We start from the raw sequence: 22,007 nt of genomic DNA on the forward strand, positions 1-22,007 counted from the left end.
TGATACCTCCCTTTTCATCATGCCCGCCCTGCTACTGCCGGCCGGAGCGTTCCCGGGCAACAGCGTCCTTAAGCTGTTCCATTGCCTTTTCCAGTACCTGTCTCGGGCAGGCGGCATTCAGACGCATATATCCGCTCAGTTCCCGGTCGAAATCACATCCGGCGTTTAAACCTATACCGGCCTTCTCTATCATAAAACGGTTCAGCTCATCATCCGGCAGTCCAAGTCCGCGGCAGTCCAGCCAGACAAGGTAGGTGCATTCAGGGAGATTTGCCTTAATCTCAGGGATATTTTTCTCACAGTATTCCTGTATGTACTTTATATTTCCTTCCAGATAGGGAAGTAACTGTTCGAGCCATTCCTCCCCCTCGTTGTAGGCGGCAATTGAGGCTACCAGACTGAAGCAGTTATTCCTGTGTATCTCCAGATTGTGCCAAAACCTCTCAAACCTGGCCCGCTCCTCCTGGTTGTTGAAGATAACGGAGGATGCCTGCAGTCCGGCCAGATTGAACGTCTTGCTGACTGCCGTGCAGGTGATTGTATCAGCGGCAATTTCGGGTGAGATGGATGCCATCGGTGTATGGCGGTTTCCCCACAGCATCAGGTCGGCATGGATCTCATCCGACAGGATTGGAACATGGTATGAAACGCAAAGCTCTCCCATCCGTTTCAGTTCCTCCCTGCTCCAGGAACGTCCCACCGGGTTCTGCGGGTTGCACAGGATAAATGCCTTCGGTCCCTGTTTCAGCTTCTCCTCAAAATCCTCAAAATCAATCTCATAGCGGCCGTTCTTCTCGATCAGGCGGTTCGTAACAACACTGCGCCCCGCATTCTCCACCACCTCATAAAATTCAGGGTAGACCGGAGTCTGAATCAGGATGGTTTCACCCTCCCCGCTGAACTGGCGTACCAGGGCAGCCAGTGACGGAACCACACCGCAGTTAAAGCTTAAGAGCGATTTATCCACATCCCAGCCGTTTCTTCTCTTCTGCCATCCCACCAGGGCGTCCCAGTATTCCTCAGGCCTGGATACATACCCGAAAATCCCCTGGCGGGCTTTATTTACCAGAGCGTCTTCTATCGGTTTTGCAACCCTGAAATCCATATCGGCAATCCACAGCGGAATCACATCGTCAGTCCCGAATTTTTTAATTCTTTCGTCATATTTGGCAGCATTATTGTGAGTTCTGTCAACGATCTCATCAAAATTATATATCACACGCACCGCCTCCCTTCTTGTTATAGTATATCAAGTTCGGTGTCCAATCACAATGTGAATTTTTTACGCCGCTTTTTTACGCCCACCCGGAATTGCTTGAACCGCCTTCCCGGATATGATACTATTTAGGATAGATGATACACGAAAAATGTATGGAAATAAACAATGCGCGCAAAATTGCCGCTCAGGAAAGGCACCCTATGTATAAATACACACTGCCCGTCAGCAATAAGGATATTGTAGAAATTGTAAAGAGAGCATTCAATCTGGTCGACAAACGTCTCATCGGCCACGGTTCCCGCGTCTCCTATATTGTGTTTCAGATGTTAAAAGCTTCCAGTGATTATACGCCACGGGAGATCCGCAACCTTTTGATTCTGGCAGCCCTCCACGATATCGGCGCCTATAAGACGGATGAGATCGACCGGATGGTGGAATTCGAAACCCGGAATGTCTGGAACCACTCCATTTATGGCTATATGTTTTTCAAATATTTTACTCCATTTAAGGATGAGGCTCCCGTTATCCTGTTCCATCACACGCCCTGGAAGAAGATGAAGGACCTGGATCAGGTTCCCCTGTTTGCCAGAAGAGCCGCCCAGCTTGTCAATCTGGCCGACCGCTTTGATATCTATCTCTCCCAGACAAAAGGAAAGAGGGACTATTGCAATTTCCGAAATTATGTTAACAAAAACACGCCGGATATTTTCAGTCCCAAAGCGTCCGATCTGTTTAACCAGACTGATTTTTCATTTCTCTTCAGTGCGGCGACAGAGTCACAGACCGCCTATCTCCTGTCCGAGCTCCTGGAAAAAGAATTTGACCAGGTTTTGGAGGACGTTCCTTTTACGGAGGAAGAGAGAAATGCGCTGCTCACAATGATGACTTATGCAATCGATTTCCGAAGTCCGCATACCGTCACTCACACGATCACGACAACGGTAATCAGCACGGAACTGGCAAAGATCTTCTGCAATACAGAGGAGGATATCAATGATATCACCTGCGGCGCCATGCTCCATGATTTAGGCAAGCTCGGCATTCCCTCCGAAATCCTTGAGTTTCCCGGCAAGCTGAGTCCACAGGCCATGACCGTGATGAGAACCCATGTAGATTTGACCGAAATTATTTTGGGAGGAAGCGTCACGCCGAAAGTCAGGGATATCGCACTCCGACACCACGAAAAGCTGGAAGGTTCCGGCTACCCCCGCGGCCTGGACGGAAGCGAACTGTCAGCGCCGCAGCGGATCGTCGCTATCGCCGACATCGTCAGCGCCCTTTCCGGCACCAGGAGTTACAAGGACTCCTTTTCCAAGGAAAAAACTTGCTCCATTCTAAACGATATGGCGGGGCACGGACTGGTTGATCCAGTCATTGTGGCAAGAATTGTCGAAAACTATGACGGGATCATGGGAACCGTACGCGAAAAAGCGGAACCAATACTGGGAATTTATCAGGAAATGCAGACGGGATATATGGCGCTGCTGAGACAGCTCACCGAATACATGTAAAGTAATGCCCCGCGGCCGGGATTGATACCTGGCTGCGGGGCATTGTATGTCAGATTACACTTTTATCTTACTTTCAACGTCCGGACTTACCGTCCTCCATTGCCACTGTAATTACAGCCTCTTTAAAAGTTCTTCTCTCACCTTTTCATATCCCGGTTTTCCAAGAAGTGCAAACATATTGCTCTTATAGCTCTCAACGCCCGGCTGGTTGAACGGATTCACGCCCAGCAGGTATCCGCTGACTCCGCAGGCGAACTCAAAGAAATAAAACAACTGGCCAAGGCAGAATTCATTCTGCTCCGGAATATTCACCTTCAGGTTCGGCACATCACCGTCCGTGTGAGCCAGGATTGTTCCGTTCATGGCGCTCTTGTTTACAAAGTCTACATTCTTTCCAGCCAGGTAGTTCATGCCGTCCGTATCCACTTCTTCCTCTTCCAGAATAATCTCGGCAGGGGAATCCTCCACGTTCAGAACCGTTTCAAACATAATCCTGGAGCCGTCCTGGATGAACTGGCCCATGGAATGAAGATCTGTGGTCAGGTCAACGGAGGCAGGCATGATGCCTCTTCTGTCCTTGCCCTCGCTCTCGCCGTAAAGCTGCTTCCACCACTCTGACACATAATGGAGGCTTGGCTCATAGTTTGCCACAATCTCGACCATTTTTCCTTTTCTGTGAAGAATGTTTCTGATAGCGGCATATAAAAGAGCCGGATTTTCCTCATACGGTGTTTCCAGGGCTTTTTTCTTTCCGTAAGCTGCGCCTTCCATCAACTGATCGATATCGGCTCCGCTTACTGCAATTGGAAGCAGACCAACCGCCGTCAGTACGGAGTAACGTCCGCCCACGTCGTCCGGAACAACGAAGGATTCGTATCCTTCCTCATTCGCCAGGTTTTTGAGCGCGCCTCTGGATTTATCTGTTGTTGCATAAATTCTCTTATTTGCCTCTTCTTTGCCGTATTTCTCAATCAGCATTTTCTTAAATACGCGGAATGCGATAGCAGGCTCTGTCGTTGTGCCGGATTTGGAGATAATATTGATGGAGAAATCCTTGCCCTCCAGCATATCCTGCAGATCTTTAATGTATTTGCTGCTGATGCTGTTGCCCACAAAGTAAATCTCCGGTGATTTTCTCTTGTCTTTCGGCAGGTTATTGTAAAAGCTATGGGATAAGAAATCGATGGCTGCTCTCGCACCGAGGTAAGAACCGCCGATACCTACCACCAGAAGTACATCTGAATCATTCTGAATCTTCTTTGCTGCTTCTTTAATTCTCGCAAATTCCTCTTTATCGTAATCTGTCGGCAGGTCAATCCAGCCCAAGAAGTCATTGCCTGCGCCTGTCCTGTTTACGAGGATATCCCTGGCAAAAAGGACTGTATCCTTTAAATTGTCCATCTCCTCCTGATTTACAAATCCGGCTGCCTTCGAATAATCGAAGCTTACTTCTCTTCCCATTGTCTTCGTCTCCTTTTCACATGCTGCGCGGATGCCCGGAGGGACCGCTCAACTTTGATAAAAACTTGTCTATGTTTCTTTCTTATTATAGCAATGTGGGGGGTATTTATCAATGGGGAAATTTTGATGAAAAATGGGGACGCCGAGGGGAGGAATGGTGGACGGGGAGGGGGTGGTTGTGGTGAGGTCTTCAGTCCCGGTGGAAGGTTGTGGTGAGGGGGAATCCGGGAGAAAAAATTCCTGCGGGGACTCGCTCCCGCTTGTGGAATGCGCAGCGGATGCTAGCTTCGTATAAAACCTCAGCAAGCACCGGCGGATTCCAAGGTCCCCTTCGGAAAGTTTTCTCCCTCCTTCCCCGGGCAGTTTGTCGATGGGACTGAAGACAGGAAGGTAACTGCCCGTCCGCCATTCCTGCGTCGGCTGATTGTCGAGTTTTTTCACAAGGGGAAAGGGGGGACGGCCACTACTTTTATTGGGTGCCTTTTTTATGTTTTTTTTATTGGGTTCCTTTTATTGGATGCCTTTTATTGCATATCATTTGTTATATGTCTTTTGTTGCATGTTTTTTGATGTATGTCTTTTGTTGTATCTCTTCTGCTGTAAGTCTTTCGGTGTAAGTGCATCCCATTCTTGACTTTATTACGGTACAACGGTACAATGGATGGAACCGGCGGGGATGGGCAGGCACAGGCCTGTTCTGACTGTTTTGGGTTGATGCCGGAGCTTTAGGGGAGCTAACGTGAGTAAGAGGAGGATTTTGTTATGTCGTACGTTGATGAAGTTTACAGAAGGACAGTGGAGGATAACCCCGGGGAATTCGAGTTTCACCAGGCTGTCAGGGAGATTCTGGAGTCCCTTAAGCTAGTTATTGATTCGGATGAAAAGAAGTACCGGGATGTCTCTCTGTTAGAGCGCCTGATTGAACCGGAGCGGATTATATCTTTCCGTGTACCCTGGGTGGATGACAGAGGCCATCTCCAGATTAATAAGGGATACCGCATCCAATATAACAGCGCAATCGGGCCTTACAAGGGAGGGCTGCGTTTTCATTCATCCGTCAACCTGAACCTGCTTAAATTCGTGGGTTTTGAGCAGACATTTAAAAATGCCCTGACCGGGCTTCCAATCGGCGGAGCAAAAGGCGGCTCTAATTTTGACCGCAAGGGCAAATCCGATCGTGAAATTATGGCATTCTGCCAGAGTTTTATGTCGGAACTTTTCAAATATATTGGAGATGATCTGGATATCCTGGGCGGTGACATTGGTGCGGGGGCCAGGGAAATCGGTTATCTCTTTGGACAATATAAAAGACTGGCCGGGCTACACTGCGGTGCCATGACCGGGAAAGGCCCCTCCTTTGGAGGCTCCCCTATCCGCACCCAGGCTACGGGATACGGCCTTGTTTACATGCTGGAAAATCTGCTGCGCCGCCATGGAAAAGGACTGGACGGCAAAGTCGTGGTGATATCAGGAGCAGGCAGCGTAGCCGTTCACACCATTGAAAAAATACAGCAGTACGGGGCCAAAGTCGTGACATTAAGCGACTCTGACGGCTACATTTATGATAAGGACGGTATCCGTCTGGATGTGGTAAAACAGATTAAAGAAGTAAGACGCGGGCGAATCAAGGAATATTTAGATGAAGTCCCCTCCGCTATTTATGAGGAAAAGAAAAGTATATGGGATATCCCATGCCATATAGCCCTTCCCTGCGCCACGCAGAACGAAATCAACCTGAACGCCGCTAAAACCCTGGTGCGTAACGGGTGTATCGCATTAGCCGAGGGAGCCAACATGCCCTGTGATCAGGAAGCAACTGAATTTTTCCAGCAAAGCGGTGTCCTGTTTATGCCCGGTAAAGCGGCCAACGGCGGCGGCGTGGCTGTTTCAACTCTGGAGATGCGCCAGAACAGCATGCGAACGAGCTGGACCTTTGATGAGGTGGATGGACAGCTCCACAAGATTATGTCGGAGATCTATGATAAGACATCCGATACGGCTGAACGGTACGGTGTAAAAGGAAATTTTGTCGCCGGAGCCAATATTGCGGCGTTTGAAAAGATTGCTGAAGCTATGATGGCACAGGGATTTGTGTAAAAAGCAGCTATTTCCAACCATTTATAGAAGGAAAAGGCCGGAACTGCAATTAATGGAATGCAGTTCCGGCTCTTTTTCTCATTTTTCTATTTTTCCGTCTGTTCCAATTTCCCCGCACTGTTCAACAATTCCACTACATATTCTCCTGAAGTGAATAAGTAAGATAATCCGCCAGCTCCCGTAAAATCTGAACCCTGGGAAATGATCTTCTGGCCAGCATGACAAGCGAATATTCAAGGAGCGGCTCTTTGAACGGAACAAGCTTAATATTTGGGTAATGATCAAGCATCCTGTCTGCGATAAATGAAATTATAATCCCGGTCATGCCGTCCGTGTTGCAGAGTTCACACATGTAGATTGTGTCGCTGGTTCTCTTGACATCCGGGACAAATCCGTTTTCCCTGCAGAGCCGGATGAATTCCCTGTATGCAAAGTCATTGATATATAGGATAAACTTCTCATTCTTTAAATCTTTTATTTCTACGCTTTCCCGGTCTGCCAAGGGATTTGACTTCGCTACTACAAGACAGCGGCTGGAACTGTGAAGCTCAAAAAGCATGTAGTCATCAACCTGCTCAAACTGTTCCGAATCAGAAATAATCACTGCGTCGATTTCACCGCTCCTCAGCAGGCTCAGACTCTCCTTGTAGCTGTACTCCGCGGCTTCTATCTGGACATTCGGATAAAGTTCCTGAAAATCCGACCATATCTTATTAGAACCAAGATACATAATTCCTCCGGCGACACCGACTCTCAACCGTCCGCTGTTTAACCGGAGCGCTTTTTCCATATTTGTATTCAGGTGTTCTACGCTGTCCAGGACAGGCCCGCAGTTCCTCCTGAATTCCTGTCCAAACTGGGTCAGAAACACTCCCTTGGCCGTTCGGTAAAAAAGAGGAGCGCCCATTTCTCGTTCGAGCGATGCGATTGATTTACTGACTGCCTGTTGTGTCATAAATAGCTTATTGGCCGCTTTCTGAATGCTTCCACTCTCACATATCTGCATGAAATACTCCAGCTGTCTTAGTTCCATAGCATCCTCCCCTGTTTTTCCTACTATTTTATCAAACTTCAGTGTATGATACAACTTTTGGATGTATCAATTCAAAATTTTATTCGTTATTTTTATATAATTTAATATTATATAATCTAATTACCAAAAAACAAACTATTTGTTTTCCTGAGCCAAGACTATTTTATTATTCAGTTGAAAAAATCCGGGCGCGCCGGTTTTTGATAAACAATCAAACAACTAAAGGAGGAAGGATATGGGCCATGTATTATCAGATGATATGCTCGATATTCAGAAAATGGCACGTAAGTTTGCCGATGCAAAGATCCGCCCTATCTCAAAAGAATGGGATTTAAAGGGTGAGACCCCGGTGAAAATTTATCAGGAGGCCGCAGATTTGGGATATACCTCCATTGATATTCCCGAAGAATTTGGAGGCGCCGGGCTGGGCGCCATGGCAAATGCCCTTGTTGCAGAAGAATTTGCCCGCGGAGATGCCGGTTTTTCCGTTACAATCCAGTCCAGTAACCTGGCCTTAAAACCTGTGCTTCTGGCCGGAACCGAAGAACAGAAAAGGTTTGCTTCCGAAGTTGTAGTTTCGGGAGGAATGGCCGCATTTTGCCTTACAGAACCCAATGCTGGCTCCGATGCCGCCTCCATCAAAACAAAAGCAGTCAAACAGGGTGGAGAATATGTCATTACGGGACGTAAATGTTTCATCACCAACGCTCCTCATGCCCAGTTCTATATCGTATTTGCAAAAACCGATATGGACGCCGGAACGAGAGGAATCTCCGCCTTTCTGGTGGAGCGCGGGCTTCCCGGACTGTCCGTCGGCAAACACGAGGATAAAATGGGAATCCGGCTGTCCACTACGGCAGACGTGATTCTGGAAGACGTCCACGTCCCCGAAGATCACCTTCTTGGAAAGGAAGGACGAGGATTTCATCTTGCCATGCAGACGCTGGACCGCACGCGCCTCGACTGTGCCGCCGCAGCTCTTGGAATCGCCCAGAGAGCTTTGGATCTGAGTGTTGAATACGCAAAAACCCGTGTCACATTTGGAAAGCCCATTGCTGGTCTTCAGGCGATTCAGTTCATGCTGGCCGACATGGACATCCGCTGCCAGACCGCCAGAAGTCTCATCTACCAGTGCGCACAGATGATCGATGCAGACTCGGTTGACGGAAAAATGAATTCCATTGCCAAGGCCTACGTTTCAGAAGCCGCCATGCAGAACGCACTGGATGCCGTCCAAATTTTTTCGGGCTACGGCTATTCCAGGGAATATGAAGTTGAAAAGCTGATGCGCGACGCCAAGATCTTTATGATATTTGAGGGAACCAATCAGATACAGAGAGTCGTTATCGCCGGCCATTTGTTAAAATAATGATCGTTTACAAAAAGCCTGTGAAGGAAATACGGCTTTGTCAATATGAATGATTTACGAAAAGGAGATCGCTATGAGTGATTTACTATATGAAAAACAGGGGGAGATAGCCTGGATTACCATCAACCGGCCTGCCAAACGCAACGCTTTGAATACGGCCGTTATAAACGGAATCGACGAATCCTTAAAAAGAGCGGAGGATGATCCACAGGTGCGTGTAGTCATTCTCTGCGGCGCCGGTGAAAAAGCGTTTACCGCAGGTTTTGACTTAAAAGAATCCATGGAAAATGACATCACCGGCATTGTGGAGCGGCGCGCCGACACGGCCCATGAAATTGATTTCTTTATGCGGATGTGGCGGTTTCCGAAGCCAATCATAGCAGCCATCCAGGGGTATTGTATCGGCGGCGGAGTCACCCTCGCCATGCTCAGCGATATCATCATCGCATCGGAAGACGCCACCTTTGGGAACCCCGAAATCCTTCTGGGCTACACCCCTGAAATACCGATGGAGGTCTGGAAAATGCCGTTTAACAAGGTCAGAGAGTTCTTTTATCTTAGTAAATATTTTACCGCAAAAGAGATGGCGGATATGAGCGTCGTCAATGCGGTGGTTCCTTTTGAAAAGCTCCGGGACGAGGCATTAAAAACGGCTGAGCGGATTGCCCTCGTGCCGCCTGAAAGCATGAAAATGATCAAGTATTCCCTGAATAAATGCTATGAGCTTCAAGGGTTCCATTCAACAATAGATTTCGTTTCCGAGATGTTTAACCTCGGGCGGACCTACATGCAGACATCCCAGGTGGATGAATTCAAAACCGATATCCAAAACGGCGGCCTGAAACAGGCCCTGAGTAAAAAATATGATAAATAACTCCGGAGGTTTTTATGGAACGTTTATGGGAACAGGAATATGAAAATAAAAAAATCAGCGCCGAAAAGGCTGTATCCCTTATAAAAGACGGCGATAGTCTTACCTCTGGAGCCAGGGAACCGGCGACGTTTCTGGAGGAGTTGGGACTGAGAACAGATCTGAAAGATGTGGTTTATTTTTGTGCCGAGGCCAATTTTCTGCACCTTTTTAAAAACCTTGGAAAAGGGATCACCGTCTATACCAGTTTTCTGGACAGTCTGAACCGTGGCTACGCGGAGCGGGGTCTGGTAAAGTATCTCCCCAGCGGCTTTTCAGGATACAGAAAAAACGCGATGAAAGGCCTGAAGTGCAATGTCGCCCTTCCAACGGTTTCTAAACCCAATAAAGACGGCTATGTATCATTTGGCAACTCTGCGGATCTGATACCCGATGTGTGCCGTGAAGCAGAACTTGTCATTGCGGAAATCAATGAACATATCCCCTTTGTGTACGGTGATAATGTAATGCATATTTCAGAATTTGACTTCATCGTAGAAGGACGCGGCTATCCGATGAATGTCCGCCAGATTGACGATTCGGATGACCGCAGGGACGTTTACAAAAGGATCGGCGGCTATCTTTCCGAATTGATTGAGACCGGAGCCACTTTAGAGGTCGGCATCGGCAGGCTGAATTCCTCTTCTCTGATGTATCTGGAAAATGCACGCGATTTGGGGGTACATACCGAGGTTTACGGCGATATTTTCATGGAGCTTACGAAAAAAGGGATTATTACGAATCAGAAAAAAGTGCTGACCCCCGGCGTCTCTGTCTGCACTCAAATTGTCGGTTCCCGGGAACTTTTAGATTATGCGGCAACTAATCTGGAGATACGGCTGGATCGGTGCAACAACGTGCTGAATCCCGGGATCATAGCCCGAAATAATAAAATGACCGCTATCAACAATGCAATCCAGATGGATCTGCTGGGTCAGGGAAATGCCGAATACCTGAAGGGAGTCCAGTATTCCGGAATGGGCGGCATCGCGGATTTTGCCGTCGGCGCGGCCAACTGCCCAGATGGAAAATCCATCATTGTAATAGAATCGACCACACGAAACGGTAAGTTTTCTAAGATTGTGCCGTATTTCACCCCTGGCACCCCCGTTTCACTGAGCCGGGTCTCAGTTGAGTATGTCGTGACGGAATACGGCATTGCAACCCTGATAGGAAAATCACTTCAGGAGCGGGCAAAAGAAATGATACGAATCGCACACCCCGGTTTCCGTGAGGAGCTGGAGTATGAAGCAGAGAAACTCGGATTATAGACGGGGTCTTCCCTGCCAAGCTACCATACAAGATTAACTTCTGTGGATATTCACAGATGCATTGCAGGCGCTGCCTTTATGCTGCCGTATTTTACGGTACAGGGATAATCTGGCAGTGTTTTGCAGAAAGGGGAATTATATGAGTAATCTTACTATCGTTCTGATTATCCTAGTTATTTATATGGCTTTGATGGTCCTGATCGGCCTTCAGGGGAGAAAACACAGCTCAAACATGCAGGACTTTCTTACTGCAGGTAAACAGGGAACGCTCCTTCTTGTCACCGGCTCCTATATGGGTTCACATATTGGTAACGGTATTGTTGTAGGCGGTGCCGAGTATGGAGCCACCTACGGAATCGGAGGCATGTGGTACGGTGTCGGTGCCGCAATCTCTTTCTATCTCTTTGCTATCTTTATGGCACGCGTCGTATACCGCAATAATTACGTAACTCTGTCGGATCTTCTTGAACAACGGTACGGCGATAAAATGACGTCTATCGCGGTCGCCCTGTTAAATGCAGTTTCCAATATCGCTGTTATGGCTGGACAGATTATGGCCGGTGAACGTCTTTTTCAGTACATCGGACTAAATCCTCTGGCCGGCGCCATTGCCACCACGACCATTGTCATTATCTATTCTTCTCTCTCCGGTCTGTGGGGCGTTATGATGACGGATGTAATCCAGGTTACGGTTATTGTGATTTCTGTCATTGCCACCATGATTTTTATTGCCACCCAGGGAGGTTTTTCCATCATGGCCCAGAATCTTCCGGCCACAAGTTTTGAGATGATCCCGTTCGACGGAGAAACCTTCATCATGATGCTGGGGCCGACTGCCCTGTTCGGGCTTGTATCTTCTACCGGTTTCCAGCGTACCGTTTCCTGTAAAAAGGAAAAAACCGCGATCCTGGCGCCTGTTCTCGGAGCCAGCCTGATTCTGCTGTTTGTTCCCCTCCCTGTAATGATCGGAATGTACGGCAAGGCATTATGGCCGGACGCAGCCAGCGGCACAATCATTTTCCAGGTACTGTTTGAAGCTATGCCTCCGCTTCTGGCAGGTCTTTTAATCGCCTCCATCTGCGCAGCCGTTATGTCCACCAGCGACGGTATTCTTGTAACCGTTACGGCAAATATCGTGAGTGACATTTACCACAAACACATTAACCCGGACGCGGATGAAAAAAGCCTTGGCCGGCTGAGCCGGATTTCTTCCGTTGTTATCGGTATTTTTGCACTGATTATCGCGCTCCAGTTCAGCAGCCTGATTTCTCTCCTCTCACTGTCCTATACGTTGATCACGGCCGGTGGACTCGTCATGATTGTCGGTGCTATATTCTGGAAGAAAGCGACCAGACAGGGCGCACTGGCAAGCTTTATCGCCGGGGTTGCCTGTGTCGTTATCAATAAGATGGGAGTTTCTCTTCCTTACGCCTCCGTTTTCCCACTGATTCCTTCGTTTCTGGCTTATGTAATTGTAAGTCTCATGACACAGAATAAAAATGCAGCGGCGGCTTGACCGAAGCTGAGATAGTTCAGCATAAAATACAGCATAATTATAGAACAAATAAATGAGCAGAATCACAGGAGGCATCATGAACATTCTGGTATGCATAAAACAGGTTCCTGATACGACGGAAATTAAGATAGACCCGGTAACAAACACTCTAATCCGCAGCGGTGTGCCCAGCATTGTAAATCCTTATGATGCTTATGCGCTGGAAGCAGCCGTCCGTTTAAAAGAAGAACACGGCGGCTGTATAACGGTCCTCTCCATGGGGCCGGAGCAAGCCGGGGCCGCACTCAGAAACTGCCTTGCAGTCGGCGCCGATAAGGCTTTTCTATTAAGTGATCGGGCCTTCAGCGGCTCCGATACCCTGGCCACCAGCTTCATTCTCTCCGAATCGGTCCGTTATCTGGAATCGAAAATAGGAATCTTTTCCTTGATTCTCTGCGGCAGACAGGCGATCGACGGGGATACGGCCCAGGTGGGACCGGAGATGGCGGAGCATCTTGAAAGATCACAGTTAACCTGTGCCTTTGACCTGTCTCTTGAACATGGTGGTGTGGTTGCCAAACGTGAGAACGAGGACGGCTATGATCGGATTTTCTGCGATCTGCCTGCCGTGGTGACGGTAATACGTATCTCCGGTGAAGTCCGTCTCCCGTCTGTCCGCAGCCGGATGGCGGCCAACAAAGCTGTAATTGAGACTATTTCGGCAGAATCACTTCGGATCGATACCCTCCGCTGCGGTCTTAAGGGCTCCCCAACAAGAGTAAAAAAAACCTTTACCCCGGTCAGGACAAAAACGGGTGTCATTATACACGGAACCAATGCGGAAACGGCTGCAAAAAAGCTTGCTGTTTTCCTGGACTCTGAAAAACTGATATAAGGAGGGAGGCGCCAATGAATCCTACAGAATGTAAAAATGTCTGGATATTGATAGAAACAGAGCACGGCTGCGCCAAATCCTCGGGATACGAGCTTTTGTCAGCCGGCCGTCTGCTGGCTGACAAATCCGGTGAAGAACTGGTTGCCGTGGTGATCGGCAGCCGGGTAACAGAGGCAGCCATGCAGGCCGGAAGGTACGGCGCCGACCGGGTCATCCTGGCCGACGGCCCGGAATATGAAATCTATTCCACTGATGCCTTTGCCGGCTGTCTCACCGCCCTGGTAGAAAAATACAGGCCATCCGTTCTTCTTCTCAGTGCTACAAACAACGGCCGTGATCTGGGACCCAGAGTAGCCTGCAGACTGAAAACCGGTTTGACGGCAGACTGTACATCACTCGACATCGACGGTGAGTCCGGCAATGTGGCCTGGACCCGCCCCGCCTTTGGCGGCAATTTGATGGCAACGATCCTCTGCCCGGATCACCGTCCGCAGATGGGCACTATCCGCCCCGGCGTATATAAAAAACCGCCCGAACGGCCGGACACCAGTCTGCCATCCCCAGATTCTTTTATTATCAGGGAAGATATCCACATTGATATGTGTAAAATCCACACAAAGCTTGTGGAACAAATACACGAAGCCGCGCAGGCCATCAACCTGTCCGGCGCTCAAATCATTGTATCCGGAGGCCGTGGAATCGGAAAGCCTGAAAATTTCTCTTATATTCAGGAATTGGCGGATACACTGGGCGGAGCCGTTGGCGCTTCCAGAGCCTGTGTGGATGCGGGATGGATCTCCCACACCCACCAGATCGGCCAAACCGGCAAAACCGTCGCGCCAAAGCTCTATATTGCCTGCGGTATCTCCGGAGCGATTCAGCACTTGGCCGGAATGTCAGGCTCCGATTATATTGTAGCTATCAACAAGGATCCTGACGCACCGATTTTTGAGGTGGCTGACTATGGGATTGTGGGGGATCTTTTGGAGGTTATTCCAGAATTAATTAAGGATTTGATCGAGAAATGAGGACGCCGCCGTCAGGCCGGGGACCGGGGTGGTGGGGTGGGATCGATGAGTCTTCAGTCCCGTCGACAACCTGCCCGGGGAAGGAAGGAGAAAACTTTCCGAAGGGGACCTTGGAATCCGCCGGTGCTTGCTGAGGTCTTACACGAAGCTAGCATCCGCTGCGCATTTCACAAGCGGAAGCGAGTCCCCGTAGGAATTTTTTCTCCTGGATTCCCCCTCACCACAACCGGCAAACCGGGACTGAAGGCTCATATACTCCCTCCCACTCCCCGTCCGCCGTCTTACAGAGGCGTCCTCGCATCTCAACTAAATCCTCATCTAATGTACTTCTCATACGGCCGCGCCGTCAAACTCCCCCGGCACCCCATTTTCTTAAAAAACACCCTGAAAAACAGTTTTTGAAGCGGACTCATCAATGTATAAAGGATAATTGTTTTCCTGGATGAGTATTCCACGCCGTTAAATCCCGCCGCCTCATCCTCCGGAAACTCCCCTTCCCTGGCAAACAGTTCCCCCATCCGCACAAATGGTTCAAGCACTTTATCTACCGCAGGAACAGGCAATAAATGTGTTACAAACATCTCGCCTTTCATCAGAACTCCGCCGTATTCACAATTCAGATACCCAGGGAGCACTCTCAGATACTCTTCACAGCACCGTCTCTGCGACGCCTCTGAAAAGCCACTCTGTAAGATAAAGCTGAGCCTTGTTGCTTTTTGTCCCTCTGCCGGGACTTTCGGTTCAAGAGTCTCCAGAAATTCAGTCATAATTCCGGGAATACATTCCACATAGAGAGGCAGGGCCATCAGAATATCGGTATTGTTGTAAAATGCTTTTCGTATTTCTTCCCAGCTTCCCATCTCTGAAAGCTGGTATATTTCTGCCGTATTGCCGGTTTTCGTGTATCCCGCCGCAAAGGCGTTTATAATCATGTTTGTATTGCTCTTTGCTTTCATCCGCGGAGAACAGTTAATAATTACCAAGTTCATGATAGAGCTCCTTTCTGTGGTCATAGGAATATGCGCCAATCGGTTTTCTATTCAGATTGATCTGAACCCGTCCAAGCCACCGGTTCAGAAAACCGTTATCGGCCTCACCCAGGTAAATGAGCGCCATGCGTGGAGCTTTATCATACCGGAGATAATGACGCATCTGCCCGTTCACATATTTCAGATGCATAGTCAGCATCGGAAGAATGCGGTCGATGGCATTTTTCATGCTGCTGCATACAAATCCCAATTTTGTCTCGGTGAGCAGAATCACAACATCTGCCTGCAGCAACTTTATAAATATCGGTTCATAGTCATCATGAATGCAGCAAATGCCCGGTGTCTTGATCCAACAGTCATTACATCCGATACAGTGCCGTATTGTCAGCCCGGCAGTGGATATAATCTCGACGTCACCGATAACCGGCGCCAGCTCTCCGCGCAATGTCTTCACGGCCTGCGCGTCCGTGTTATACGTTGTGAGAACAAGATATTTTTTACTTCTATTTCCCTCTTTTTTCATGAATCAGCAGTCCCCCTTCTCCTCTTCTGTGCCCGATATGCGGGATCTGAGCTTTTTAAACCAGTCAGCCTGAAAACTGGTGATGTTGATCCCATACTGTAATGTGACCATTTCATAATCACTGATTTCCTTCACATTCTCGTTCAGATCCCTGTTTTGGGTTGCCCATTCGATACCCGCCCGATATTCGGGATCACGCTCGATTCTCTGAACCGTTTTCTGGCTTGACTGCTCACGCCTGATGGAGGACCATATTTCTTCCAGACCCTTCAGTTCCAACTCCAGCTTATTTATAATTTCATCCAGAAGGAGCCTCCTCTCTTTTGACGGAACCATCCCCATAAACAGAAGCTTTGCCAAATCCATGTTCTTGATCTTTGCCATTTCCGCAGGGGTCCTGAGCCACTCCATAAAATAGGTACGCCCGGAATCCGTAATGGAATACCGTTTCTTATTAATCCCATTTTCTACATGCTCGGAACACGTTACCCTTCCATCCGCCACCAGTTTCTTAAGTGCAGCCTGTATGCTTCCCAAGCTGTCACTGCACATCAGTCTGAAGTTATCCCTGATAATATTGCGTATCTCGTAGGCCGTCAGCCTCTGCACCATAAGAATTCCCAAGATCATCTTATCCATGTTTACCTCCCTGTTATATACCGCTCAAACCACATTTCACCGTACTTTCTATTATACTAAAAATTCAAATTATACCTAATAATAACATACCTATTAGGTATATACAAGTAAATCAACCTGTTTGCAGTAAATCTGTCGTTCCTTTCTTTTGGATGTTCCCTAGCACTGAATCGATATAAAGGATCCCGCAGCCAAAAAGCGGTACAGAAAAAGCGGAAACCTACGTCAAAACACCGTTTTTCCGTGTATCACCGCAGGTTTCCGCTTTTCACTATATGCTTATTTCAATAATAACCGATTTGTTTTATCTCCTCATCATTTTATAACACTACCGTATATTTTCTACTTTTCTTGCCCTGACAATCATAATATCGGGAATTTCTTTACTCCCAAAACACTCTTCATAAAAACCATCAATCACAAATCCATTTTTAAAACAAAGCTGAAAGATATCCTGCAGGGAACGGTGATAATAGCATTGTTCCCGTGGCTGTCCCTTGATTGCTTCACCGTAATAACTGTGCGGAGTCATATATTGTTCCGTCAGTGTAACAAAACAGGGATGCTGGGTGGCAAATACAAAAATGCCCTTATCGGAAATCATCCGGTTGATGCACTGAAACAGGTCTGTAACCTCCTGGATATCCATAATCGCCATATTGGAAACCGCCTTGGTAAATGGTCTTCTTCTTTTCAGCGACATCAAACTGCTTTCACTCGCTGCGTCTGCAACACAAAATTCAATCTTATCGCCGAAATGCGCCTGCCGCTTTTTTGCCAATTCAATCATTTTAGGTGAGTAGTCGAAGGCAACAACACTTGCCCCGCGTTCTGCCAAATAAGCGGAATAATTTCCATTTCCGCATGCAATATCTAAAATATAATCATCCGGCTGTACCTCCAGCAGCTCATTCACTTTAGGCCGCACTGTTTTTCTATGAAACTCATTCGATTTGTCTCCCATCGCGGTGTCCCAAAACTCTGCATTTGCTTCCCATGCCTTCAGACTGTCTTCCAGTGTATATTTCATCATTATTCACCTCAAATCCAGATTTACTTCAGTATAACACATATAAAACCGGAAATGAAATATTGCCTGTTTATTATTACAATGTGCGCTTTTCAATGTAAAAGATTTTGTCCGCAGTCCAAAACGGGAGGGGTATCTTTACAGATATCCCTCCCAGTTACATATGTACCTGCCACTCTATTCCCAACTGAAATCATACACATTATAGAATGACCACGGGCTGACGACAACACCTTTCAGTCCCTTTTTAATCGCAATATTGTTAAAGCCGCTGACCGTTGGGATAACCGGCACATCTTCGCTGAGTTTGATGAGCAGTTTTTCATAGATTGCCGCCCTGTCGTCCTCGTTAAGGGTGACGCGGGCTTCCTCCAGATACTGATCGGCCTGCGGATCGGCGTACTTGCTGAAGTTCTGGACTTCGATCTGAGCGGAATGGATGGTCGGGTACAGTGTCTCGTCGACCGTCGGGGCCGTATAGGTGCCGCTGCCTACAATCAGATTGGCTTCACCGTTTAAGCAAGCTGCCTCATAGGCGGAACGCTCCATCTGAGAGATTTTCAGCTCTATGCCGATTTCAGCCAGGGAGTTCTGGAGAATCTGAGCAAATTTCGAGTCCTGCGGGGAATAAAGAATAGCCGTAAGCGGCTCGCTTCCATCGATTCCCTCCGCTGCCAGCAGCGTCTTTGCTTTTTCCAGATCGTAAGGATATTTAACTACCTTGTCGGTATATCCCAGGTAATTTTCCGTCACAAAGGTATCCATAATCATGCCGTTGCCGTCGAGAATTCCGTCCAGCATTGCTTCTTTATCAATTGCATAGCAGAGAGCCTGACGAGCTTTTACATTGTCAAACGGCGGCTTTTCCGTATTAACCTGGATAAATGAAAGGCCGAAGGTCGGTCCCTGCAGCATTTCCAGCTTCTCATTTTCCTCGATACGTTTTACGCTGGACTGCTGTACCAGTATATAGGTATCAATATCACCCGCCTCCAGGCTCAGAATCGCCGAGTTCGGATCCGTGATCACGCGGTACTGTAAATTCTTAATCGGAGCCTCTCCAAGATGGTAATTCTCATTTGCCACCATTGTAAGCAGTTCCCCGCGCTTCCAGTCTACAACCTTGTATGGCCCGGTCGTAACCGGATTGTTGAAAAATTCGCTTTCCCCCTGTGCCTCATATGCCGTCTTGCTGAAAATACCAGCCGTCGGAAGAGCCATAGCGAATAAAAATTCCGGGTACGGGCCGTCCAGCGTCACTTTGACATGGCTGTCATCCACTTTATCAACGGCCGTCACGCGGGCAAAGCTGGGCACTGCCAGCGGTTTTGTCATTCCTCTCTGAAGGGAGAATACTACATCGTCCACGGTCATATCGCTGCCGTCGGAAAATTTGACGCCCTGCTTAATCTGAAAAACGTATTCCATACCGTCGTCGGAAATCTCCCATGACTCGGCCAGACACGGTCTGATTTCATAAGTCTCATTGTCCATCCTGAGAAGCGGATCGTAGAGTACCGTGTTAACGCGCATTCCGTTTCCGTCCAGGTTATTATGTGTGTCAAGGTTGGGCGTGTCCCCCGGCTGGCCCATAATAATCGTATCCTTTGCAGTCCCCTCTTTCACTTCCGCCTCACCGCTGCCCGTTTTTGCCTGGCACCCTGCCAGAGATAATGCCATTGCTGCTGCCAAAACGATTGAAATAGCTTTTTTCATGTCCCTCTCCTTTTCCTGTCACTGTCTTGATATCTCTTATTAAATTTTCCAGGTTCCCTGTTCCATCAGCACCACGGAAGCCCCATTTTCATCCTCGGCCGTCACTTTGAGTTCTTCCGAGCCTATCATGAAATCCACATGGATGCTGCACTGGTTCAGCCCTGCCGCTTCCAGCTCCTCCTCCGTCATCGACGAAGCCCCCGGCACGCCGCTGGTAAGGGCACGCCCCAGAGCCATGTGGCATACCGCGTTCTCATCCAGAATGGTATTATAGTAAATCGTCCCGGTCTGATAAATAGGTGAAGTGACGGCAACCAGAGCCGTTTCTCCAAAATAACGGGAACCCTCATCGGTCTCCAATATCCCCTTTAATGCCTCCAACCCCGAATCCGCTCCATATTCAACCACTCTGCCGTCCTTAATTACAAGCCGCAGCCCCTCAATCAGGGAACCGTTATAATTTAACGGCATTGTTGCTGCCACCGTTCCGTTGATCCGTCGTTTATGAGGCGCTGCAAACAGTTCTTCCGTAGGAATATTGGGAATGTATTCCCTCCCTGTCCTCTTATTCATATCACAGCCGCCGGTCCAGCCTGAATTTTCCGCCAGCTCCACGGTCAGTTCCGTACCCGGGCCGTCAAACCTGAGTTTTCTGAGATGCATCGCATCCAGCGCCGCCTTTTTCTCCTGCAGCCCACGCTTATGATCCAGCCAGGCCTGTACCGGATCTTCCCGGTCCAGACGCAGGATTGGGATCAGGGCCTCCCACAGCTTTTGTATCGCTTCCTCTCCCTTCAATCCAGGATATACCGTCTCCGCCCATCCGACAGACGGCAGAGAACTCTTGACCCAGGTAACACCCTTTGCCGATCTGGCCTTATTGTAACGATCCCCCGACCTGGCCCGGAGTTTCCGGACCGCCGCCAGCTTTTCCGTCAGCACAGAATCTGCGGCGCCAAATACAGGCGGCAGCAAATCCAGGATCGCCACTCCCTGTTTTGCATAACTGCACATGTAATCCGTCACCCACTCCGGATAGTAATCCAGATATTCTTCCCGCGAATGAAGACATCGCAGCCGGTCTTCCTCCGGATCCACATAATCGCAGCGCACATAAGCCGCGCCCGCCTCATAAGCGGCCTCCGTCACCGTCCGGACAAATTCGCAGTCCCATGGAGCCGCATTGATCACAAGCACTTCCCCCGGCTGCAAATCCAGGGCCGCCCGTATTAATACTCCGGCATATTTTCTGTAATAATCTGTGTACAGAACGCTTCCCCCTCTCTTCTCCCGTAGGTTCAGACAGAAAACCTACGATATTTTCTTACTCCCCCGTATTATACATACGTGTATGTTTGCATATTAACATTTCAGTTTTTATTTGTCAATTACTTTCATTCAATATCGCAAGTAAACTGTATACATCATTATTTTTCTATATATTTACATGCTTTTTCCATCTTTTTGTCTTTATAGCCGGATGATCGCCCTTAAAGACAGGTTCCTTTTAATAGAAACTCTGAACGCATGGAGATGAAAACAGACACAAAAAAGAGAAAACATGCGCAAAAAGAGGCATTGTTCACCCAAACAATGCCTCTTTTTATCTATGATCAATTACACTATGTAATTATTTAATCCACGATATTCAGTTTTTAACAGCAGCGCGCCTGCCTGTCCATTCAAATCCTGTTATAACCGCCTCATAACCGGTTATTTCTATATGATTTTACTCTATGTTTTAAGCTCCGGTAAAATACTGGCGCATAATCTCCCCGATGATCTTCATCTCATCGCCATTCAGATTCTTCATCCAGTCTTTGTCGTCCCGGTCTTTTTCCTTGCTCGCCGCTATCTGATCCAGGCTGTGCTTCAGATAGTCGATATCCCTGCGGACGGTATTGTCGCCCTCCCGGTTCCTGGACGGACCTTCGTTATCGCTGTCCCGCATCATACTGTCCCTGTTTCTGCCGCGCAGCGGCACGGTGTCGCCCCTGGATGCGGAGGGCTTGTCCACGGCGGAGTTCTCTTCCTCATCTGAACGCAGATCATCATCTTTCATATTGCGCACCGTCCTGAGCAGTTCCTCCGCCTTGGAGTTCCTGCCTCTTATATTTCTCGGAGACAGCTGGCGGGGTTCTTCCTCTCTTACCAGACCGTCTTTGATTTCATTTTCACGTGTCAGCCGTTCTCTGCTCTGCGCCGTGGCAGCCGCACGGACCTGTCCGGCCGTCTCTCTGGCCGAATTATCTCTGGCTGCTCTCACAAATACGGAATTATCCACATATTCCAGCAAAACCGTCTCCAGTTTCTGCTGCTTTCCCGTAATATTAAAACTGCTGTCCATAAACGTAAGCAACAGGCCGCCCAGTGCTCCCATTGCCGCATACAGTACAATATAGTAGGAATCCAGTCTGTACCAGTAGGACATAAAGGAACCGGCTCCACCGGCCAAAAGGCCCAGGATCGTCATCTGTAAAGACAGATTGTTCCATGTTTCCAGGGAAATGTGCATAAACTTAAACCCATACAGCTGCTTGTCCAGATACGCCTGGGTATTGACGATATTCTGATTTAAACGGTACGCATTCTCCAACTTCTGCTTCAGTACTTTCAGATTCTTGTTCTTGGTCATTGCCATGTTATCAGTTTCTTTTAATAATCTTTTGTAGAGGCTCCGTGTGATTAATTTACTGACGATTCCTATAATTCCGATCGCCGCAAGCACGGTTAATGCTTTTCCGGTTTGTAATAATTCCAGCATAAAAAGCTCCCCTTTCTTCTCCAGATTGTTCCAGATGACATTTATTATAGCCGCCAG

At 48.3% G+C, this 22,007-nt stretch carries 18 protein-coding genes; 8 read left to right on the forward strand and 10 right to left on the reverse strand.

Features of this window, described 5'->3' with window-relative positions:
* Nucleotides 1-31: 31 nt before the first annotated feature.
* Entirely contained in the window at nucleotides 32-1,219 is a 1,188-nt protein-coding gene (locus tag EJL91_RS07845; protein ID WP_125141403.1) for a MalY/PatB family protein, read from the reverse strand.
* 200 nt (nucleotides 1,220-1,419) lie between these two features.
* Here EJL91_RS07845 and EJL91_RS07850 point away from each other — a divergent pair, with 200 nt between their 5' ends.
* Entirely contained in the window at nucleotides 1,420-2,730 is a 1,311-nt protein-coding gene (locus EJL91_RS07850) for an HD-GYP domain-containing protein (protein WP_125141404.1), read from the forward strand.
* Between the two features lie 111 nt (nucleotides 2,731-2,841).
* Here the strand turns inward: EJL91_RS07850 and EJL91_RS07855 are convergent, their stop codons facing one another.
* Nucleotides 2,842-4,191, reverse strand: coding sequence for a glucose-6-phosphate isomerase (locus tag EJL91_RS07855; protein WP_125141405.1), 1,350 nt, complete (start codon nucleotides 4,189-4,191; stop codon nucleotides 2,842-2,844).
* A 762-nt stretch (nucleotides 4,192-4,953) separates the two neighbouring features.
* Between EJL91_RS07855 and gdhA the strand changes: the two genes are divergently transcribed.
* A complete protein-coding gene (gdhA, locus tag EJL91_RS07860) occupies nucleotides 4,954-6,288 on the forward strand; it encodes an NADP-specific glutamate dehydrogenase (RefSeq protein WP_125141406.1) in 1,335 nt (444 codons plus the stop codon).
* Nucleotides 6,289-6,421: 133 nt separating this feature from the next.
* Here the strand turns inward: gdhA and EJL91_RS07865 are convergent, their stop codons facing one another.
* Nucleotides 6,422-7,321 (reverse strand): LysR family transcriptional regulator, encoded by a 900-nt coding sequence (locus EJL91_RS07865; RefSeq protein WP_125141407.1) that lies wholly within the window; start codon nucleotides 7,319-7,321, stop codon nucleotides 6,422-6,424.
* A 235-nt stretch (nucleotides 7,322-7,556) separates the two neighbouring features.
* On the opposite strand from EJL91_RS07865, the gene EJL91_RS07870 reads away from it, so the two are divergent.
* The 6 genes from EJL91_RS07870 (at nucleotide 7,557) to EJL91_RS07895 (ending at nucleotide 14,289) form a co-directional block, all read left to right on the forward strand.
* Nucleotides 7,557-8,690, forward strand: coding sequence for an acyl-CoA dehydrogenase family protein (locus EJL91_RS07870; RefSeq protein ID WP_125141408.1), 1,134 nt, complete (start codon nucleotides 7,557-7,559; stop codon nucleotides 8,688-8,690).
* Nucleotides 8,691-8,763: 73 nt separating this feature from the next.
* Entirely contained in the window at nucleotides 8,764-9,564 is an 801-nt protein-coding gene (locus tag EJL91_RS07875; RefSeq protein WP_164516780.1) for an enoyl-CoA hydratase/isomerase family protein, read from the forward strand.
* A 14-nt stretch (nucleotides 9,565-9,578) separates the two neighbouring features.
* Nucleotides 9,579-10,871 carry an acetyl-CoA hydrolase/transferase family protein gene (locus EJL91_RS07880; protein ID WP_125141410.1) on the forward strand — a complete coding sequence of 431 codons (1,293 nt, stop codon included), beginning with the start codon at nucleotides 9,579-9,581 and terminating at the stop codon, nucleotides 10,869-10,871.
* Nucleotides 10,872-11,010: 139 nt separating this feature from the next.
* Entirely contained in the window at nucleotides 11,011-12,387 is a 1,377-nt protein-coding gene (locus tag EJL91_RS07885) for a sodium:solute symporter family protein (RefSeq protein WP_125141411.1), read from the forward strand.
* Nucleotides 12,388-12,463: 76 nt separating this feature from the next.
* Complete coding sequence (locus EJL91_RS07890) at nucleotides 12,464-13,261, forward strand: electron transfer flavoprotein subunit beta/FixA family protein (protein ID WP_125141412.1); 798 nt, start codon at nucleotides 12,464-12,466, stop codon at nucleotides 13,259-13,261.
* Between the two features lie 14 nt (nucleotides 13,262-13,275).
* Entirely contained in the window at nucleotides 13,276-14,289 is a 1,014-nt protein-coding gene (locus EJL91_RS07895; protein ID WP_125141413.1) for an electron transfer flavoprotein subunit alpha/FixB family protein, read from the forward strand.
* A gap of 314 nt (nucleotides 14,290-14,603) precedes the next feature.
* Here EJL91_RS07895 and EJL91_RS07900 read toward each other — a convergent pair whose 3' ends face one another.
* The 7 genes from EJL91_RS07900 to EJL91_RS07930 all read right to left on the reverse strand — a co-directional run bounded on the left by EJL91_RS07900 (nucleotide 14,604) and on the right by EJL91_RS07930 (nucleotide 21,950).
* A complete protein-coding gene (locus EJL91_RS07900) occupies nucleotides 14,604-15,278 on the reverse strand; it encodes a flavodoxin family protein (RefSeq protein ID WP_125141414.1) in 675 nt (224 codons plus the stop codon).
* Nucleotides 15,259-15,801 carry a flavodoxin family protein gene (locus EJL91_RS07905; protein WP_125141415.1) on the reverse strand — a complete coding sequence of 181 codons (543 nt, stop codon included), beginning with the start codon at nucleotides 15,799-15,801 and terminating at the stop codon, nucleotides 15,259-15,261. Before EJL91_RS07905 ends, EJL91_RS07900 begins: the two co-directional genes overlap by 20 nt.
* 3 nt (nucleotides 15,802-15,804) lie before the next feature.
* On the reverse strand, nucleotides 15,805-16,440 hold the full coding sequence (locus tag EJL91_RS07910) for a PadR family transcriptional regulator (RefSeq protein ID WP_125141416.1): 636 nt from the start codon (nucleotides 16,438-16,440) through the stop codon (nucleotides 15,805-15,807).
* A 328-nt stretch (nucleotides 16,441-16,768) separates the two neighbouring features.
* A complete protein-coding gene (locus EJL91_RS07915; RefSeq protein ID WP_243125274.1) occupies nucleotides 16,769-17,473 on the reverse strand; it encodes a class I SAM-dependent methyltransferase in 705 nt (234 codons plus the stop codon).
* 174 nt (nucleotides 17,474-17,647) lie between these two features.
* Complete coding sequence (locus tag EJL91_RS07920) at nucleotides 17,648-19,186, reverse strand: ABC transporter substrate-binding protein (protein ID WP_125141417.1); 1,539 nt, start codon at nucleotides 19,184-19,186, stop codon at nucleotides 17,648-17,650.
* Nucleotides 19,187-19,225: 39 nt separating this feature from the next.
* Nucleotides 19,226-20,488 (reverse strand): aminopeptidase, encoded by a 1,263-nt coding sequence (locus EJL91_RS07925; protein ID WP_125141418.1) that lies wholly within the window; start codon nucleotides 20,486-20,488, stop codon nucleotides 19,226-19,228.
* Nucleotides 20,489-20,927: 439 nt separating this feature from the next.
* Nucleotides 20,928-21,950, reverse strand: a complete 1,023-nt coding sequence (locus EJL91_RS07930; protein ID WP_125141419.1) for a hypothetical protein — start codon at nucleotides 21,948-21,950, stop codon at nucleotides 20,928-20,930.
* Between the last annotated feature and the right edge of the window lie 57 nt (nucleotides 21,951-22,007).

The sequence above is a fragment of the Clostridium transplantifaecale genome (genome assembly GCF_900626075.1).
Lineage (GTDB): Bacteria > Bacillota > Clostridia > Lachnospirales > Lachnospiraceae > Otoolea > Otoolea transplantifaecalis.

Coding starts and splice junctions, on each gene's coding strand:
- EJL91_RS07850 (WP_125141404.1), top strand. CDS start 1,420: ATGTATAAATACACACTGCCCGTCAGCAATAAGGATATTGTAGAAATT.
- EJL91_RS07855 (WP_125141405.1), bottom strand. CDS start 4,191: ATGGGAAGAGAAGTAAGCTTCGATTATTCGAAGGCAGCCGGATTTGTA.
- gdhA (WP_125141406.1), top strand. CDS start 4,954: ATGTCGTACGTTGATGAAGTTTACAGAAGGACAGTGGAGGATAACCCC.
- EJL91_RS07865 (WP_125141407.1), bottom strand. CDS start 7,321: ATGGAACTAAGACAGCTGGAGTATTTCATGCAGATATGTGAGAGTGGA.
- EJL91_RS07870 (WP_125141408.1), top strand. CDS start 7,557: ATGGGCCATGTATTATCAGATGATATGCTCGATATTCAGAAAATGGCA.
- EJL91_RS07875 (WP_164516780.1), top strand. CDS start 8,764: ATGAGTGATTTACTATATGAAAAACAGGGGGAGATAGCCTGGATTACC.
- EJL91_RS07880 (WP_125141410.1), top strand. CDS start 9,579: ATGGAACGTTTATGGGAACAGGAATATGAAAATAAAAAAATCAGCGCC.
- EJL91_RS07885 (WP_125141411.1), top strand. CDS start 11,011: ATGAGTAATCTTACTATCGTTCTGATTATCCTAGTTATTTATATGGCT.
- EJL91_RS07890 (WP_125141412.1), top strand. CDS start 12,464: ATGAACATTCTGGTATGCATAAAACAGGTTCCTGATACGACGGAAATT.
- EJL91_RS07895 (WP_125141413.1), top strand. CDS start 13,276: ATGAATCCTACAGAATGTAAAAATGTCTGGATATTGATAGAAACAGAG.
- EJL91_RS07900 (WP_125141414.1), bottom strand. CDS start 15,278: ATGAACTTGGTAATTATTAACTGTTCTCCGCGGATGAAAGCAAAGAGC.
- EJL91_RS07905 (WP_125141415.1), bottom strand. CDS start 15,801: ATGAAAAAAGAGGGAAATAGAAGTAAAAAATATCTTGTTCTCACAACG.
- EJL91_RS07910 (WP_125141416.1), bottom strand. CDS start 16,440: ATGGATAAGATGATCTTGGGAATTCTTATGGTGCAGAGGCTGACGGCC.
- EJL91_RS07915 (WP_243125274.1), bottom strand. CDS start 17,473: ATGATGAAATATACACTGGAAGACAGTCTGAAGGCATGGGAAGCAAAT.
- EJL91_RS07920 (WP_125141417.1), bottom strand. CDS start 19,186: ATGAAAAAAGCTATTTCAATCGTTTTGGCAGCAGCAATGGCATTATCT.
- EJL91_RS07930 (WP_125141419.1), bottom strand. CDS start 21,950: ATGCTGGAATTATTACAAACCGGAAAAGCATTAACCGTGCTTGCGGCG.